At 62.9% G+C, this 18003-nt stretch carries 11 protein-coding genes; 5 read left to right on the plus strand and 6 right to left on the minus strand.

The annotated features are described in order from the left end of the window. Nucleotide 1: 1 nt before the first annotated feature. Entirely contained in the window at nt 2-2539 is a 2538-nt protein-coding gene (locus ABVN20_RS24145) for a PAS domain-containing protein (RefSeq protein ID WP_368558264.1), read from the minus strand. A 117-nt stretch (nt 2540-2656) separates the two neighbouring features. Between ABVN20_RS24145 and ABVN20_RS24150 the strand changes: the two genes are divergently transcribed. The 4 genes from ABVN20_RS24150 (at nt 2657) to ABVN20_RS24165 (ending at nt 7230) form a co-directional block, all read left to right on the plus strand. Next, nucleotides 2657-3766 (plus strand): PilT/PilU family type 4a pilus ATPase, encoded by a 1110-nt coding sequence (locus tag ABVN20_RS24150; RefSeq protein WP_368558265.1) that lies wholly within the window; start codon nt 2657-2659, stop codon nt 3764-3766. A 186-nt stretch (nt 3767-3952) separates the two neighbouring features. After that, a complete protein-coding gene (locus tag ABVN20_RS24155) occupies nt 3953-6088 on the plus strand; it encodes an FUSC family protein (RefSeq protein WP_368558266.1) in 2136 nt (711 codons plus the stop codon). Next, nucleotides 6078-6278, plus strand: a complete 201-nt coding sequence (locus ABVN20_RS24160) for a DUF1656 domain-containing protein (RefSeq protein WP_368558267.1) — start codon at nt 6078-6080, stop codon at nt 6276-6278. Before ABVN20_RS24155 ends, ABVN20_RS24160 begins: the two co-directional genes overlap by 11 nt. Nucleotides 6279-6282: 4 nt before the next feature. After that, complete coding sequence (locus tag ABVN20_RS24165) at nt 6283-7230, plus strand: biotin/lipoyl-binding protein (RefSeq protein ID WP_368558268.1); 948 nt, start codon at nt 6283-6285, stop codon at nt 7228-7230. Nucleotides 7231-7482: 252 nt separating this feature from the next. On the opposite strand, the gene ABVN20_RS24170 is transcribed toward ABVN20_RS24165, so the two are convergent. From ABVN20_RS24170 to mexE, 4 genes are all read right to left on the minus strand, one after another. After that, a complete protein-coding gene (locus ABVN20_RS24170) occupies nt 7483-8796 on the minus strand; it encodes a hypothetical protein (protein WP_368558269.1) in 1314 nt (437 codons plus the stop codon). A 349-nt stretch (nt 8797-9145) separates the two neighbouring features. Beyond that, nucleotides 9146-10567, minus strand: a complete 1422-nt coding sequence (locus ABVN20_RS24175; RefSeq protein WP_368558270.1) for an efflux transporter outer membrane subunit — start codon at nt 10565-10567, stop codon at nt 9146-9148. Beyond that, a complete protein-coding gene (locus tag ABVN20_RS24180; protein ID WP_368558271.1) occupies nt 10564-13755 on the minus strand; it encodes an efflux RND transporter permease subunit in 3192 nt (1063 codons plus the stop codon). Before ABVN20_RS24180 ends, ABVN20_RS24175 begins: the two co-directional genes overlap by 4 nt. 15 nt (nt 13756-13770) lie before the next feature. Next, nucleotides 13771-15024, minus strand: coding sequence for a multidrug efflux RND transporter periplasmic adaptor subunit MexE (mexE, locus tag ABVN20_RS24185; RefSeq protein WP_368558272.1), 1254 nt, complete (start codon nt 15022-15024; stop codon nt 13771-13773). A gap of 318 nt (nt 15025-15342) precedes the next feature. Here mexE and ABVN20_RS24190 point away from each other — a divergent pair, with 318 nt between their 5' ends. After that, a complete protein-coding gene (locus ABVN20_RS24190; protein ID WP_368558273.1) occupies nt 15343-16407 on the plus strand; it encodes a hypothetical protein in 1065 nt (354 codons plus the stop codon). A 44-nt stretch (nt 16408-16451) separates the two neighbouring features. Here ABVN20_RS24190 and ABVN20_RS24195 read toward each other — a convergent pair whose 3' ends face one another. Further along, entirely contained in the window at nt 16452-17951 is a 1500-nt protein-coding gene (locus tag ABVN20_RS24195; protein WP_368558275.1) for a PLP-dependent aminotransferase family protein, read from the minus strand. Nucleotides 17952-18003 lie beyond the last annotated feature (52 nt).

Here is an 18003-nt window from a genome sequence, read left to right on the forward strand (position 1 = left end):
CTCACGGCGCTTGGCCGATCATCTGGCGAATCTTGTTGGCCAGCAGGTCAATGGAAAACGGTTTGGACACCATGTCCATGCCTTCTTCGAGGAAGCCCTGGCGTTCGGCGGCTTTCTCCGCGTAACCGGTGATGAACAGCACTTTCAGGCCCGGCCGATACTGACGGGCGATTTCCGCCAGTTGCCGGCCGTTCATGCCCGGCAGCCCGACATCGGTGACCAGCAGGTCGACGCGCCTGTCGGACTCCAGCAAGGGCAGGGCGGTCTTCGCATCTTCGGCCTCGAAGGCCTGATAGCCCAGCTCCTTGAGCAGGTCGAACACCAGCATGCGCACCGCCGGGTCATCTTCCACCAGCACCACGCTTTCACCGGCAATCGCCGCCGGCGCTGCGCCACTGAAAGGCAACAGGGTGTTTTCCGGCTCCGGATCATGCAGCCGTGGCAGGTACAGGCGCACGCAGGTGCCCTGGTCCGGCAGGCTGTCGAGGCTGACGTGGCCGCCTGATTGCTGGGCAAACCCGTAAATCATCGAAAGCCCCAGGCCGGTGCCCTGGCCGATCGGCTTGGTGGTGAAGAACGGATCGAACGCCTTGGCCCGCACCGACGGCGTCATGCCGGTGCCGTTGTCGCTGACGGCGATCATCACGTAGTCACCGGCCGTGACCGATTCCAGGGGCACGATGTCGTGGGCGTCGAGGTGCACGTTGGCGGTCTTGATCAACAGCTCGCCGCCGTCGGGCATGGCATCGCGGGCGTTGATCACCAGGTTGAGCAGGGCGTTCTCCAGCTGGCTGACGTCGGTGCTCACTGACCAGATGTCCTCGGCCAGGTCCAGCTTCAACTCGATGTGATCGCCCTTGGTGCGGCTGAACAAGTCTTCGAGTGAGTGAATCAGCTTGTTGGCAATGATCGGCTTGCGATCCAGCGATTGGCGCCGGGAGAACGCGAGCAGGCGATGGGTGAGGGCGGCCGCGCGGTTGGCCGAGGACACCGCCGCTTCGGTGAAACGGCCAATGTCGGCGGCGCGCCCCTCGGCGATGTAGCGCTGCATCATGTCGAGGCTGCCGATGATGCCGGTGAGCATGTTGTTGAAGTCGTGGGCGATACCGCCGGTGAGCTGGCCGACCGCTTCCATCTTCTGCGCATGGCGCAGGGCGTCTTCGGCGCGCTCGCGCTCGAACATCTCGTTTTGCAGGCGCTGGTTGGCCTCGGCCAGTTGCTGGGTGCGCGAGGCGACGCGCTCTTCCAGGGTTTCATTGAGGTTACGCAGGGCCTCTTCGGTCTGTTTGCGCTCGGTTTCGTCGATCACGAAGATGTAGAAACCATTGACCGCGCCATCGGCACCGTGACGGGGCAGGTAGTTCATCAGCGCCTGGCGGGTACTGCCATCGCCATGGGAGGTGCTGATGCTGAAACAACAGGGTCGGCCTGCCAGGGCTTCGGCGATGTATTGGGCGCGTTTGGCGTAGGCATGTTCACCGAGCACCTCGCGAATGGTCCGACCGTACAGCTCCTGCGGCGTCAGGCCATACCAGTTCAGGTACGCCGAATTGTTCAGGCGAAAGCGTTCCTCGCTGTCGACATAACTGATCAGGATCGGCATGGCGTTGATGATCAGTTGCAGCTCGGTCTGGCTCTGGCGTAGCGCCTGTTCGGTCTGCTTGCGTTCGGTCAGGTCCAGAGCGGCGCCGAGAAAGCGCATCGGCCGGCCATGGTGATCCTTGTAGCAACGGCCGCGGGCGAACACCCAGCGCACCTGGCCGTCGGCGAGCAGCAGGCGATACTCCACGGCGTATTCGCTGCCGTGGGTGATGCAGTGCTTGATGCTGCGGGTGATCATCGCGCGATCTTCGGGGTGCACGCCTTCGAGGTAGTCGCTGATCGGCAGTTGGCTGGCGAGCTTGGGATTGACGCCGTGCAATTGGGCGAAGTGGCTGTCGACGATGAAGCGGTCTTCGCTGATGTCCCAGTCCCAGGTGCCGACCGCGTCCGTGGCGGCCAGCGCCAGTTGCAAGCGTTCCTCGGTTTCGCGCTGGGCCTTGAGACTGGCAGCCGAGCGTTGTTCGAGTTCGAGGGCGATGCGCCGGCGTTCGTTGGTTTCGATGGCGGTCACCAGGATCCCGGCGACCTCGGCGCTTTCGTCGCGGATCGGGCTGTAGGTCAGGTCCAGCCAGAGGTCGGAGTCCTTGCCATCGCGGTGCAGGGTGAAACGCTGTTCGCTGTAGGTTCGCACCTGGCCCTGTAGGACCGCGCTGTAAATCGGGCCGGTAAAGTCGCGCAGTTCCGGCCACATCTGGTAGGTCGGTTGTCCGAAAGCGTGCGGATGCTGGTTGCCGGCGAGCAGGGCAAACCCGTCGTTGTAGATCTGCGTCAGTTGCGGCCCCCACAGCAACAGCATCGGCATGGGCGAGTGAATCACGATGTCCACCGCCGTGCGCAGGCTCTGCGGCCAGTCACTGGCGGCGCCCAGCGGGGTGCGTGTCCAGTCCAGTCGGGCAATCAGGGCCTGGGCATCGCTGCCGATGGTCGATGGGTTCATCAAAATGTCCTGCACGTCTGGCAACTGTCGCGGTCTACTATGCTGGAATCGCCTGGGGTGTGTGGCCCCTGGTCGGGCCATTTCCGTTCATTGAATGCTTCGCGGGTGCTTTTTGCCATGGAAATCGATGCGCTGTTGAAGATCCTGGCCAGCCAGGATGGATCCGATTTGTACCTGTCCACTGGTGCACCTCCGTGCGCACGGTTCGACGGCGTACTCAAGCCCTTGACCCACCAGCCGTTCAAACCGGGGGAAATCGCCGCCCTTGCCCTGTCCATCATGGACGCCGAGCAACGACTGGAGTTCGATCGGGAACTGGAGATGAACCTGGCGATCTCGTTGGTGGGTGTCGGGCGCTTCCGGGTCAATATTTTCAAGCAACGCAACGATGTGTCGATGGTGGCGCGTAACATCAAACTCGACATTCCGCGCTTCGAAGACCTGAAGCTGCCGCCGGTGCTGCTGGACATGGTCATGCTCAAGCAAGGCATGATCCTGGTCGTCGGCGCCACCGGGTCGGGCAAGTCTACCTCACTGGCGGCGTTGATCGACTACCGCAACCGTCACAGCAGTGGCCACATCATTACCATTGAAGATCCGGTGGAGTTCATCCATCGGCACAAGAAGTCGATCGTCAACCAGCGCGAGGTTGGCGTCGATACCCGCAGTTTCCATGCCGCGCTGAAAAACACCCTGCGCCAGGCGCCGGATGTGGTGCTGATCGGCGAGATCCGCGACCGTGAAACCATGGAACATGCGCTGGCCTTTGCCGATACCGGGCACCTGGTGATCAGCACCTTGCACGCCCACAACGCCCACCAGGCGCTGGACCGCATCGTCAATTTCTTCCCCGAGGAACGGCGCACGCAGTTGCTCAACGACCTGGGCAACAACCTCAGGGCCTGTGTTTCCCAGCGCCTGGTGCGCACCCGTGAAGGCGGACGCCGGGCGGCGGTGGAAGTGCTGATCGGCACCCCGACCGTCGGCGACCTGATCCGGCGCAGCGAGGTCGGCGAGCTCAAGGGCCTCATGGAGAAATCCGCCGAGGCGGGGATGCAGACCTACGACGGGGCGTTGTTCGATCTGGTGGTGGAGGGGGCGATCAGCGAGGAAGAAGCGCTGAAACATGCCGATTCGGTGAACAATTTGCGGCTGCGGTTGAAGTTGCATTCCGAGTCGAACCCTGGGGCCGGGAGTGGTTCGGGGGATTGGGGGTTGGTGGATTAACTGCCAGATGGGTCTTTGCCTGTGCCGGCCTCATCGCGGGCAAGCCCGCTCCCACAGGGGGAACGCATTCCAAACTGTGGGAGCGGGCTTGCCCGCGATGAGGCCAGTTGCCCCAACATCATCTTTGAATGTGTCACCCGACAACACTGACTACGCTTGCTTGATCGACCCCAACGAGCCGTTTCCATGCAAGCGCTGTTGCAGTACTTCAAGGCAATCGTGCATCCCGGCCCCGGTGTGGTGCTGTTCGGCCTGCGTACCATCGCCGCCGGGCTGTTGACCCTGTATCTCGCCTTTGTGTTCGACCTCGACCAGCCCAAGTGGTCGATCATGGCCGTGGTCATTGTCAGCCAGCCGTCGGCGGGGATGACCCTGGCCCGCAGTTTCGGCCAGGTGATCGGCACCACCATTGGCGCGGTGGTGGCCGTGGTGTTCATGGCCCTGTTTCCCCAGGCGCCGCTGCCGTTCCTGGTCACGCTGGCCCTTTGGCTGGCGTTGTGCACGGCCGGCGGCACGCTGTTGCGTTACACCAGTTCCGGGGCGTTCGTGCTCAGCGGCTACACGGCGGTGGTGGTCGGGCTGCTGGCGGTGCCGGATCAGGACGGCACCTTCATGCTCGCCGTGACCCGCGTCACCGAAACCCTGCTCGCGGTGGCCTGCGTGTGCGTGGTCAGCCTGTTGACGGCGCGTCCGGAAAACGTCGCCCGTGACTATTTCAACAGGATTGATCAAATCACCCGCTTGCTGGCCACCCACGCCATTGCGGTGATCCGCACCGAGGAAAGCGAGGTGCAATTCCAGCAACGGCAGATGCAGTTGCTCGGGCAGATCGGTGCGCTGGAAGGCGTTCGCCGGCATTTGTATTACGACGCGCCGCGCCTGCGCAGTGCCGACGACCTGGTGCAGTTGCTCGGCAATCAACTGATGCTGTTGGCCGCCAGGCTGACGGCGCTGCGCCATCAGCGCCAACTGCTGCTCGAGCGCTGGGAAGGCGATCTGCCGGTTGAAATCCAGCGCCTGCTCGACGAAGAAGTCGCGTTGCTTGAAGAACTGGCCCGGCTGGGGCGCACGCTGCCCAATGAGCAACGGCGGCAGTTCGCGGCGCTGCAACAGCGTTTCGACGAATTGGCCTATCGCTCCGAGCAACTGGTGGAGCCACTGTCGGCGACCCTGCGTTCGTTGTCATGGTCGTTGCGCTGGGAACAGGCGCGGCTGGTGCAGCAGTTCGAGACGATCCTCGAATTGAGCGATGCGATCCAGAGCGGGCGCCGGGCCAGCAGCCTGTATCGCGGGCAGAAAAACACCCTGCACATGGATTACACACTCGCCGCGATGAACGCGACGCGGGCCTTTTGTGCGCTGATGGTCGCCGGCCTGATCTGGATCGAGACCGGTTGGGATGGCGCCCGTGGCGGCATGATCGTCACCGGCATTCTCTGTTCGCTGATGGCCACGTTTCCCAGGCCGCTGCTGGCGGCCCAGGGGTTCGCCAGGGGGCTTGGTCTGGCGCTGGTGGTGTCGGCGGTACTGCAATTCGCCCTGGTGCCGATGGTCAGCGACTTCGAGATGCTGGCGCTGCTGTTGGCGCCGGTGCTGTATGCGGTGGCGGTGGGCTTGTCGAGCCCGCCGACCACCGGCACCGGGATTGCCCTCGGGCTGATCACCTTGTTGATGTTGGGGCCGCAGAACACCGGCCTTGGACAAAACAGCGCGATCCAGTGGTTCGAGTTCGCCGGTGCCTATGTCTGCGCCGCGTCTCTGGCCTTGAGCGTGTATGCGCTGATCTTTCCTTTCAGGCCGGTGCTGCGCATCCAGCGCCTGCACAAGGAGAACCGCGAGCAGGTGCATGCCTTGATGAAAATCCCGGCCACCGATGAAAACCAGTTCGCCTTCGAGAGCCATATGGTCGACCGCCTGACCGCCATGCTCGGCTTGTTGCCAGCGATACAGGACCCGTCTGCGCGAAACCTGTTCGACGTCAGCCTCGGTTGCATGGCGGTGGGCATCGCGTTGAATCAGCTGCGCCAACAGGGGCAGAGCAACACCTTGCTCAGCCTGGAAATGCAGGGACGGCTGTTCGCCACGGTGCGCGAAACCGGGCGCCTGGTCGCCGGTCGTCCCGACGTTGACCTGGACGGGGTGCTCGAGCGCCTGCAAACCCTGGGCGATGAACTCGATGCGCTGCATTGCAACGTGCATGAACAACTGTGGTCGGTGTTCCGCATGCGCGTGGCGTTGTTGATCGTGGTGTCGTTCCTGCAACGCCACCGCGAGCATTTTCAACCGATCGTTAGCCAAGGAGTCACTGCACTTGCCCATTGATCTGGAATTGGGCGGCGTCTACCTGCCGCCGATCGCTCAGGCGCTGTTGCTGGGCCTGCCGGTTTTCCTGGTGCTGGACTGGATACTGCGCCGCCTTGGCGTGTTGCAGTTCGTCTGGCACGAGGCGTTGTTCGAAGGCGCGTTGTACGCCTGCGTGTGTGCCACATTGATACTGGTGATGGGAGCGTGATGCCTTGAAGAAGATCCTTGCCCGACTCACGACCGTGGTCATGGTGGTGCTGGCCTTTGTGCTGGGCTGGTTCGCCTGGGAGCATTACACCCGTGCACCCTGGACCCGCGACGCACGGGTGCGGGCCGATGTGGTGACCTTGTCTGCCGACGTCGCCGGTCGCATCGTCAACCTCACCGTGCAGGACAACCAGCACGTGCAGAAGGGCCAGTTACTGCTGGAAATCGACCCGTCGCGCTACGCCCTGGCGGTGGAGCATGCCAAGCGTTCGGTGGAAGTGGCGAAGGCGTCGCTGGGCCAGTCCGAAGCCACCATCGCCTCCAGCCAGGCCCTGCTCAAGCAACGCCAGAGTGAAGAGCGCCGGCGCAGGACGCTCAAGGAACGCGCGGCGATTTCCGGCGAAGAGTGGGAAAAGTCCAGCACCGACGTTTCAGTGGCCCAGGCCGATCTGCTGCGCAACCAGGCCAACCTGAGTTTCGCCCAGGCCAATGTGCAACTGGCTATCGCCGCGTTGGCCGAGGCCGAACATGACCTGGAACGCACCCGGGTCGAGTCGCCGGTGACCGGCTACGTCACTAACCTGCTGACCCGCCAGGGCGACTACGCCACGGCCGGCGGGCCGCTGGTGGCGCTGGTCGACAGCGATTCGTTCTACGTCAGTGGTTATTTCGAAGAGACCAAGCTGCCGCGCATCGCCGAGGGCGACCGGGTCGATATCGAATTGATGAGCGGCGAGCGGTTTGGCGGCACCGTGCAAAGCATCGCCTTCGCCATCGCCGACCGCGAGAACCTGCCCGGCGGGCGCCTGCTGGCCAACATCAACCCCAGCTACACCTGGGTCAAGCTGGCGCAGCGAGTGCCGGTGCGGATCGGCATCGACGCCGATTATGCCGGCAAGGACCAGTTGCGGGCGGGAACCACGGCGACGGTGACGGTCGAGGAAAAGCACTGATCCCCTGTAGGAGCGAGCTTGCTCGCGATGGCGGTGTGTCAGGCACCAAAGATGTTGGATGTGACGGCCTCATCGCGGGCAAGCCCGCTCCTACAGGGAGCAGGGGTGTTCATGACATCAGGGTGAAACTGATAACTGTGGGAGCGAGCCTGCTCGCGATAGCAGTGTGTCAGGCGCCAATGATGCTGGATATGACGGCCTTATCGCGAGCAGGCTCGCTCCCACAGGGAATTGCGCAGGGTCCGGGGCGGATTACTCCGCCGCCTTCAACGTACTGCTCTGCACGATCAGCGCCGAGCTGTCGAGGGTCTGCACGAACAGGTCGTAGTCCTCCAGGAACACATGGGTGCTTTTGGACTTCAGGCCTTCGAGCTGGGCGCAGCTGACCAGGCGCGCTTCACCCTTGAGGGACGCCAGTTGCTGGGCCGCCGGGAAAGACGGGCCCACCTTGCACTCGATATTCTGGGTGAATTCTTTGCCCTCGCTGCTTTTGCTGACTTTGCTGTAACTGAGGGTCGAACCGGCCGGCACGGTTTTCCAGTCACCGGCCAGGTGAATGCTTTCGGGGCTGGGGCGCTGTTCCATTTTGCCGTTGCGTCCGATGCGGTTGATCGTGGCGAGGTCGATCAGGCCACGCCAGCGGATGCTTACGCCTTCGCTGGAGAGGGCACCGACTGTCTGCATGCGCCACAGGCCAGGTGCTGGACCGGTTTGCAGGTACACGTCCAGCGGGTTGTCATTGATTTGCGCGCCGGGCACCAGTGGCGAATGGGCGCTGTAGGCCAGTTGCAGGTGACTGAGGCTGTTGGCCGGCGTCCCGTGCGGCAATGAGCGGACCTGGGTCAACAGCGCGTCCGGCACTTGCGGTGTCGCCAGGTTCGGCGGCAGCTTTTTACGCATGAGCACAGTCGGCAGCTTCGCCAGATCGGCGCTGGACGTGCAAAGGGCGCCGATCAGGTGGTTGCGTTGATCGGCGCTGAGCAGGCTGGCAAACGGCTGCGCGGGCGGCTTGATCAGCGTGTCAGTGGCCCCGCGCAGGGACAGGCGGCTGTTGATCTGACGGGCAGCGCAGTCGATCTCGACGCGCTCAAATTGGCGATCGAAGACGAAGGTGTCGTCTTCACTCTGGCGCGAACGCTCATAGTCGATACCGACCCATGCCCACTGTCGGCCTTCGATGGTGGTGAGGCTGTCCGGGTTCACGAGCAGCCAGTCTGCACCGTCCGCGGCCAGTTGCCGCCATTCGCCGCCTTTGGCGGCCTGGCACAACTGTTCGGCGGCGTTGCGCGCGGCGGGTGTCTGATCGGCCAGGGCGGACGTGTAGGTCCAGTCCCGGGTGTCTCGATAATCCATGCTCAAGGCCAGGGTATCGCACTGGGCGAAAAGCCGAGCCTGGGTGGCGGGCTCGGTGCCCTGGGCCGGCACGTCGATCAGGGTCATGGCGACTTTGGGCGCAATCTTGATCGCGGTATTCAACGGCAACGGCTGGGCCAGGACCCGCGTGGCCATGGCGCTGCGTTCGGCCTTGAGGCGGGCGACGATGCTGTCTCTGTAATCGCTGTTCATGCCACCTGAACCAGCACAGCCCGTCAGGGCCACCACACAAGCAAAACCTGCGAAACGGGAAAATGACATTGCGTACAACCACTCCATCAAACGCCCGGCATCCATTGGCGAGCGGGCGCGGATTTTAGCAGGAGTTAGTGGCACATTGACACTCACCCTGTGGGAGCGGGCTTGCTCGCGATAGCGGAGTGTTAGGCGCCAAATTTGTTGGATGTTACGGCCCCATCGCGGGCAAGCCCGCTCCTACAGGGGATGGTGGTGTGTCAGGCAAAAAAAAGCCCCACGACCGAATGGGGCGCGGGGCAAAAATTTGGTTGGTGTTGCCAACCAAAAGAGCTCGTTGATGGCGTTACTTGCTGGCCACGGTTTCCGGTTGCCAGCCACCGCCCAGGGCCTTGTAGATCGCGACAATGCCGCGATACAGGTCGATTTCCGCCTGGGCCTGGCTGTCTTCCGCTGCCAGGCGCTCGCGCTGTGCGTCGAGCAGGACGAGGAAGTCGGCCGTGCCTTCGCGGTAGCGAATCTGCGCAAGGTCAGCTGCGGCGCGGCTCGATTCACTCTGACGAATCAGCGAAATCAGGCGTTGCTGGCGTTTGCCGTAGTCGCTGAAGGCGTTTTCCGACTCTTCCAGGGCCAGCAGCACTTGCTGCTCGTAGGTGGCCAGGGCGCCTTCGGCCTCGGCATCGGCGCCGCGCAAACGGGCGCGCACGCTGCCCAGGTCGAACGCTGCCCAGGTGATGCTCGGGCCCAGTGCCCAGGCGTTGGCCGCCGAGGAACCGATCTGCGAACCACGCCCGGCCGTCCAGCCGAGGAAGCCGCTGAGGCTCACCCGCGGGAACAGGTCGGCCTTGGCCACGCCGATGCGCGCCGTGGCCGAAGCCAGTTTGCGTTCGGCGCTGAGGATGTCCGGGCGACGTTGCAGCAGTTCACCCGGATCACCGATCGGCAAGGCCTTGGCAATCGCCGGCAGGTCCTTGGGGCTCAGGTCCACGGCCAGTTTTTCCGGACGCTGACCGAGCAGGGTGGCGATGCGGTTTTTCTGCCGCACCTGTTCCGCCTGCAATTGCGGCACGCTGGCTTCGACCGCTGCCAGGCGCGCATCGGCGCGCTCGACATCCAGTTGATCGCCAACCCCGGCGTCACGCAGGGCGATGGTGATCTTGCGCGACTCCTGCTGGTTGTTCAGGTTGGCCAGGGCGATCTTCTCGCGCAGTTGCGCGCCGCGCAGTTGACCGTAGGCGTCCACCAGCTCGGCAATCATGGTGACTTGCAGTTGGTACAGATCGGCTTCGGCCGCCTGCTGTTCGGCGTCGCTGGATTCCAGGTTGCGCTGGATGCGTCCGAACAGGTCCAGTTCCCAAGCCATGTCCAGCCCCAGGTCGTAGCGCTCGCTGTTGACCCGGTCGGTGGTCTGGCCAGGGATCTGGCCTTTGCCCAGGTTACTGCTGGCGCGGCTGGTGATGGTCGGCATGGCGTCATTGCTGACGTCGTCGCGAATCGCCCGGGCCGCTTTCCAGCGGGCGAAGGCGACGCGCAGGTCACGGTTGCCTTGCAGCGACTGCGTCACCAACTGGTTGAGGGTCGGGTCGTCGAACTGCTGCCACCAGATGCCTTCGAAACGCGAGCGGTCGAAGTTCTTCTGACCGGCGGCGCCATCGGTGGCGGCGGTGATGTTGGCGCGTTCAGTGGCCGGGGTCTGATAGTCCGGGCCTACGGCACAGGCGCTCAGGGCCAGTACCAGAAGGCTTGGCAGGAAGACTTTCAGGCTCATTGGTGCGCCTCCAGGGGCTTGTCGAGTTTCGGCGCTTTCGCCGCTTTGCGGGCTTCGCCACGCTCCACGAAATTACGGATCAACACGTAGAACACCGGTGTCAGCAACAGGCCGAAGAAGGTCACCCCGAGCATCCCGGAGAACACCGCCACACCCATGGCGTGACGCATTTCGGCACCGGCACCGCTGGAGAACACCAGTGGCACCACACCCATGATGAACGCGAAGGAGGTCATCAGGATCGGACGCAGACGCAGGCGGCACGCTTCCAGTACAGCCGCCAGGGGGTTGAGGCCTTCAAGCTGTTTGTCCTTGGCGAACTCGACGATCAGGATCGCGTTCTTACAGGCAAGCCCCACCAGTACGATCAAGCCGATCTGGGTAAAGATGTTGTTGTCGCCGCCCGAGGCAATCACACCGGTGATGGCTGACAGCAGGGTCATCGGTACGATCAGGATCACCGCCAGTGGCAGGCTCCAGCTTTCGTATTGGGCGGCGAGCACCAGGAACGCCAGCAATACGCAGAGCGGGAACACGAACAGCGCGGTGTTGCCGGACAGAATCTGCTGGTAGGTCAGGTCGGTCCACTCGTAGGTCATGCCGTTGGGCAGTTCTTCCTTGAGCAGTTTCTCGATGGCAGCCTCGGCCTGGCCGGAGCTGTAGCCTGGGGCAGCAGCGCCGTTGATTTCAGCAGTGATGAAGCCGTTGTAGTGCATCACGCGGTCCGGCCCCGAGGTGTCGCTGACCTTGATGAAGGTCGCCAGCGGGATCATCTCGCCCTTGTTGTTACGCACTTTCAGTTGGCCGATCTGGTCGGACTCGAGGCGGAACTGCTGCTCGGCCTGGACGTTGACCTGATAGGTGCGACCGAAGCGGTTGAAGTCGTTGGCATACAGCGAACCCAGGTAGATCTGCAGGGTGTCGAAGATGTCGCTGACGGCCACGCCGTGGGTCTTGGCCTTTTCCCGGTCGATGGCGGCATCGACCTGCGGCACGTTTACGGTGTAGCTGGTGAACAGCCCGGCCAGTTCCGGAACGTTATGGCTCTTGGCGATGACGTTCATGGTCTGCTTGTACAGCTCTTCGTAACCCAGGTTGCCCCGGTCTTCGACTTGCAGGCGGAAGCCACCAATGGTGCCCAGGCCTTGTACCGGCGGCGGCGGGAAGATAGCCATGTAGGCTTCCTGGATCCCGGCAAACTGGCCGTTCAAGGCACCGGCAATGGCACCGGCGGACATGCTTGGATCCTTGCGCTCATCGAACGGCTTCAAGGTCACGAACACGATGCCGGAGTTCGGGCTGTTGGTGAAACCATTGATCGACAGGCCCGGGAATGCCACGGCACTGTCGACGCCAGGCTGTTTCAGCGCCAGGTCGGACATGCGCTTGATCACGTCTTCGGTACGGTCCAGGCTCGCGGCGTCCGGCAGTTGCGCGAAGGCCACCAGGTATTGTTTGTCCTGGCCAGGCACGAAACCGGTTGGCGTGCTGGAGAAACCGAAGAAGGTCAGCACCATCAGGCCTGCGTACAGCAGCAGGGCGATACCGCTGCTGCGGATGACCCGGCGTACGGTGCCGACATAACCATGGCTGGCTTTTTCAAAGAAGCGGTTGAACGGACGGAACAGCCAGCCACCGAAGATCTTGTCGAGGATTTTCGAGAAGCGGTCTTTCGGCGCGTCGTGGCCCTTGAGCAATACGGCAGCCAGTGCCGGCGACAGGGTCAGCGAGTTGAAGGCCGAGATCACCGTGGAAATCGCGATGGTCAGGGCGAACTGCTTGTAGAACTGGCCGGTCAGGCCAGAAATGAACGCCGCCGGTACGAACACCGCACACAGCACCAGCGCCGTGGCAATGATCGGGCCCGTCACTTCGCTCATGGCCTTCTTGGTCGCTTCGAACGGCTCCAGGCCCAGCTCGATGTTACGCTCGACGTTCTCCACCACCACGATGGCGTCGTCCACCACGATACCGATGGCCAATACCAGGCCGAACAGCGACAGGGCGTTGAGCGAGAAGCCGAACAGGTGCATCACCGCAAACGTACCGATCAACGATACCGGCACCGCCACCAACGGAATGATCGAGGCACGCCAGGTCTGCAGGAACAGGATCACCACCAGTACCACGAGGATCAGCGCTTCGAACAGGGTGTGCACCACCGCTTCGATGGAGCCGCGCACGAAGATCGTCGGGTCATAGACGATGCTGTAATCCATACCCTGCGGGAAGCCTTTCTTCAGCTCGTCCATCTTCGCCCGAACCTCGTTGGAGATTTCGATGGCGTTGGAACCTGGACGCTGGAAGATCGGGATGGCCACGGCCGGCTGGTTGTTGAGCAATGAACGCAGGGCGTACTGGCTGGAACCCAGCTCGACCCGGGCGATGTCCTTCAGTCGGGTGATTTCACCGTTGTCGCCAGCGCGAATGATGATGTTCTCGAACTCTTCCTCGGTGACCAGACGGCCCTGGGTGTTGATCGACAGCTGGAAGCTCTGGGCGCTCGGGGAGGGCGGCGCACCCAGTTGGCCGGCGGCCACCTGGCGGTTCTGCTCGCGAATGGCGGTGACCACGTCGGTGGCGGTCAGGTTGCGCGAAGCGGTCTTGTTCGGATCGAGCCAGACCCGCAGCGAGTAGTCGCCCATGCCGAACAGTTGCACGTCACCGACACCGCCCAGGCGCGCCAGCTCATCCTTGATGTTGAGGATGGCGTAGTTGGACAGGTAAAGCATGTCGTAGCGTTTGTCCGGCGAGGTCAAGTGCACGACCATGGTCAGGTCGGGCGAGGCCTTGTCCACGGTGATACCGATGCGCGTCACTTCCTCGGGAAGCTTGGGCTCGGTACGGGTCACGCGGTTCTGCACCTGCACCTGCGCGTTGTCCAGGTCAGTGCCCAGGGCGAAGGTGATGGTCAGGGTGATCTTGCCGTCGGCGGTCGACTGCGAAGACATGTACAGCATGTTCTCGACGCCGGTGATGGCTTGCTCCAGGGGAGCGGCCACGGTTTCACCGATGACTTTCGGGTTGGCGCCAGGGAAGTTGGCACGCACCACCACGGTGGGTGGGACCACTTCCGGGTATTCGCTGATCGGCAACTGGAACAGCGAGATGGCACCGGCGATCAGGATCAGCAGCGACAGCACTGCGGCGAAGATCGGCCGTGTAATGAAGAACTTGGAAAAATTCATCGGAGTCGTTATCCCTTAACCGCGTGGGGACGCAGCAGCGAGCTTCACAGCCGTGCCCGGCGCGACCTTGGCAGGTGCGACTTGGGGCAGGTTGCTGGCTTCCAGCGCTTGTCGTTGTTGGGCGAGGGCCGCCAGGGTCTGTTCACTGGCCATCGGCACCACTTCAGGGGTGACCGGCGAGCCAGGACGTACGCGCTGCAGGCCCTTGACGATAATGGTGTCGTCCTTGTTCAGGCCGCTGCGCACGATGCGCAAACCTTCGATTTTCGGACCCAGCTCAACGGCGCGGTAGGCGGTCTTGTTCTCGCCATCCATCACCAGCACGAACTTCTTGCCCAGGTCGGTGCCGACGGCTTCGTCGTTGATCAGCATGGCGTTGTAGGTGCCGCTGCCCACCAGTTTCAGGCGTGCATAAAGACCAGGGGTGTAGTTGCCATCGGCATTGTCGAATACGGCGCGGCCACGGATGGTGCCGGTTTTCGGGTTGACCTGGTTGTCGACGAAGTTCATCTGGCCCAGGTGCGGGTTGCCGTCTTCGTTGGACAGGCCCAGGTAAACCGGAGTGGTGGCGCCGCGTTTGCCCTGGCGGGCGAGCTGGGTGTACTTGAGGAACACGCGCTCGTCGGCGTCGAAGTAGGCGTAGACCTTGTCGGTGGAGACCACGCTGGTCAGCGCAGTGGTGTCGGCGGTCACCAGGTTGCCGGCGGTGATTTCTGCACGGCTGACGCGGCCGCTGATCGGCGCGGTGACGCGGGTGAAGCTCAGGTTCAGCTTGGCCAGGTCCAGTTGCGCTTGCAGGGCGCCGACGGCGGCGCGGGCTTCCTGGGCAGCGCTGGTGCGCGAGTCGGCCAGTTCGGCGGAAATCGCGTTGCTGGTGCGCAGGCGTTCACCGCGCTGGGCTTCGTTTTCACTGCGGGTGGCGTTGGCGCGCGACTGGGCTACCAGTGCTTCGAGGCGGCGGACCTCGGCCTGGAACGGACGCGGGTCGATCTGGAACAGCAGGTCGCCTTTCTTGACCAGCGCGCCTTCGGTGAAGGCCACTTCGTCGATCTGGCCGGAGACCCGTGGACGGATTTCAACGGTTTCCGGCGCTTCGAGGCGGCCGGTGAACTCGTCCCACTCGTTGACGGGTTGTTCCAGGACCTTGGCAACGCTGACCGAAGCGGCCGGCATGGTCGCTGCCGTTTCGGGTGCCTTGCCGCAGGCACTCATGACCACAACGGCCAATACGGCCAGTGGGAAGCGCAAATGTTTGAGTGATTGTTCCATGGATGCATCCGCCAATGTATTGAGAATGGGCGGATGATGCTCGGCGGCGGGGCTATCGCACGAATCGAACGAAGCGAAGGTAAATATCATTCGGAATGATATAAGAATGCAGCCAGCCCTCTAGCATGCACCTGACGCTGCAAAGCGATCAATGCACTGCATGTAAATACTGTATTGCACGAACAGCAAAGACCGAAGACACCGACATCGGGCCAGCGAAGCGGAAGTGGATCAGTGAGAAATCGGCGCAATGGATCAATACTTTGGTCCACTGCGCAGGGATTATCCGGGCTCACTCAATCTTCAAGGATCATTCCAATGTCTGTGTCCAGTTCCCCGGGGTTAAACGACCTGATGGAAGACAGGATCGCTCGTCGAGACTGGTATGTTGCGCCCATCATCGCACTTCTGTATCCGTACCTGCTGATGGGTTACGACACCATGCGTGTGTCGATCACCCAGGGCGGCGGTGTACTCAGCTGGCTGGGTGCCGGCCTGATGCTGTTAATCGCCATCGTCCTGCCGCTGTCGGGACTGCTGACGGCCACCCGGCTTGGCAGGCTCGCCAACCCCAGTGCTGCCGATGTGCTGGCGCGGCGGGTCGCGTTTCTCGGTGTGGCCGTTGCGCCGATGTTTACCCTGACCGGTGTCGTGTTTCTGCTATTGGGCAAACCCACCTGGGATGTCGGCTTCCTGACGTTCCTGTGGGCCGCGTTGATCGTGATGATCTCCTTCGCCGACCGCACGCCGTTGTCCCGTCAACCGGAGCGGCAACAGTGCCACGCCAACATGCGCCGCTGGCATGGCGTCGCGGCACTGGTGGCGGTGGTGTACCTGTGTTTTCACTTCAGCAACCACCTGTTCGGCCTGATCGGCGCCGATGCCCACATGGCGGTGATGAAAGTGCTGCGGGTGGTTTACCGGTCCCCGTTGATCGAGCCAGCGCTCATCGCCAGTTTCCTGTTCCTGGTCGGTAGCGGCGCCTACATGGCCTGGCGCATGACCCGCCGCCCGGCGGACGCGATTCGTTCCTTCCAGATCGCCGGCGGGGTGTTCCTGATTTTCGCGGTGATCAGTCATATCAACGCCGTGCTTTATCTGGCGCGTGTGTATTTCAACATTGATACCGACTGGGGCTTTGCCGTGGGTGCGCCCGCTGGCCTGTTGCACGATGCCTGGAACATTCGTCTGCTGCCGTACTACCTGCTGGCGGTGTTCTTTGTCATCGCCCACGCCTTCTGCGGGTTGCGCGGCGTCATGCTCGCGCACCGGGTCAGTGAACGGACAGCCACTCGGGTACTGGTCGGCGGAATTGTGTTTTCGGCCGTGGTGGCCGTGACCATCATTCTTGCCATGGCCGGGCTGCGTATCCATTTCGTGTAACGGCAAGCGCCGGGAGGAGGGACTCCCGGCGCTGCCAGCTATGGTCAGTGCTTCAATTGCTGCGCGATGGCGATCATCCGTTCGGTGATCTGTTCTTCGGTGCAGGCGGCGAACCCCATCACCAGCCCCGGTGACACCTGCGGGCCTCGGCCATAGCGCCCGAGAGGAAACGCGCCGACATTCGCCGCTCGAGTGACCTCCAGTGCCTGGGCTTCGGACAGTGATTTGAGGCGCGTGGCGACATCCAGCCCGGCGAGAATCGGCGGGACCTCAATGAAGTCATGCAGGTGTTGCCGGGCCATGTCCTCGAACACCCTGGCCCGCGCAGCGTAGACCTTGCGCATGCGGCGGATATGCCGACCGAAGTGCCCCTCGGACATGAAGTCCGCCAATACCGCCTGGGCCAGCCCGTTGGCACTGCGCGAGGTCAACGACATCGCCCGCTGGAAAGCTTCGACCAACGGCGGCGGCAACACCACATACGCCAGCCCCGTCGCCGGAAACAGCAGCTTGCTGAAGGTGCCGGTCATGATCACGTGGCTGTCAGCCTGGGGCATGCTTTTCAGCGCCGGGATCGGCTTGGCGATGAAGCGATACTCGCTGTCGTAGTCATCCTCGAACAGGTAGGCGCCGGCTTCCCTGGCCCAGCTCAACAGCATGAGGCGCCGTTCCGCGGACAAGGCCACGCCCATCGGAGCCTGGCGACAAGGCGTGACGTACGCCAGCCGGGCGTGGGCCGCGAGGCGGATGCCTTCGCTGACGTCCATGCCGGAGCCATCGACGGGCACATCGACGATATTTGCACCGACGCCCTGCATGATTTGCCGGGCACCGGGGTATCCCGGGTTTTCCATCCACACGCTATCGCCTGGGTTGATGATCAGCCGCAGGCAGATATCCAGCGCCTGCTGCACGCTGCTGACGATGACAATGTTGTCGGCAGAGGTGGCGACGCCTCGCGCAATCGCCAGGTGCTCGACGATGGCCTGACGCAACGCCAGCAGCCCCTGTGCCGGACGACTCGACAGCACAGGCGGCAGCACCGAACCCAGGTGGCGCATGTGCAGACGCCGCCAGGTATCGACCGGAAACTGCGCGACATCACACACATGGGGTGAAAAGGGCAGCTTTACCGTGGATGCCGAATTGGGAAAGGCCGGCTCCTGTTCGATGAGGTCGGTTGCCCAGCGCGTGAGCGGGATCGTGGAATCCGTCGAGGGCGGCGGGCTGTCTGGCGCCAGCGCAGTGGCCTTGACCAGTTGATCATCGGGCAACGTCAGGCTGACCTTGGTGCCGCTGCCTTGCGCGGTCACCAGATAACCTTCGGACAGCAATTGAGCATAGGCCGCTTGCACCGTACCCCGGGCCAGACCATATTGCGCGGCGAGAAAGCGCGTGCTGGGAAGCACGTAGTTGCGGGCCAGGCGGCCGTCGAGAATATCCTGGCGCAAGGTTCGGTACAGCCAGTCCTGCAGGGTTTCGTCAGGTTTACGGGCGGCGAGTGTCAGGGACCAGGTGACGGGCGCGCTGGCGGATTTCTTCAAGGGTGGTACTCGCAGGTGGATCAATCAGATAGTACGGAAATGGATCAATACT

The sequence above is a fragment of the Pseudomonas sp. MYb118 genome (genome assembly GCF_040947875.1).
GTDB lineage: Bacteria > Pseudomonadota > Gammaproteobacteria > Pseudomonadales > Pseudomonadaceae > Aquipseudomonas.

Coding starts and splice junctions, on each gene's coding strand:
- mexE (WP_368558272.1), bottom strand. CDS start 15,024: ATGGAACAATCACTCAAACATTTGCGCTTCCCACTGGCCGTATTGGCC.
- ABVN20_RS24190 (WP_368558273.1), top strand. CDS start 15,343: ATGTCTGTGTCCAGTTCCCCGGGGTTAAACGACCTGATGGAAGACAGG.
- ABVN20_RS24155 (WP_368558266.1), top strand. CDS start 3,953: ATGCAAGCGCTGTTGCAGTACTTCAAGGCAATCGTGCATCCCGGCCCC.
- ABVN20_RS24145 (WP_368558264.1), bottom strand. CDS start 2,539: ATGAACCCATCGACCATCGGCAGCGATGCCCAGGCCCTGATTGCCCGA.
- ABVN20_RS24175 (WP_368558270.1), bottom strand. CDS start 10,567: ATGAGCCTGAAAGTCTTCCTGCCAAGCCTTCTGGTACTGGCCCTGAGC.
- ABVN20_RS24150 (WP_368558265.1), top strand. CDS start 2,657: ATGGAAATCGATGCGCTGTTGAAGATCCTGGCCAGCCAGGATGGATCC.
- ABVN20_RS24170 (WP_368558269.1), bottom strand. CDS start 8,796: ATGAACAGCGATTACAGAGACAGCATCGTCGCCCGCCTCAAGGCCGAA.
- ABVN20_RS24180 (WP_368558271.1), bottom strand. CDS start 13,755: ATGAATTTTTCCAAGTTCTTCATTACACGGCCGATCTTCGCCGCAGTG.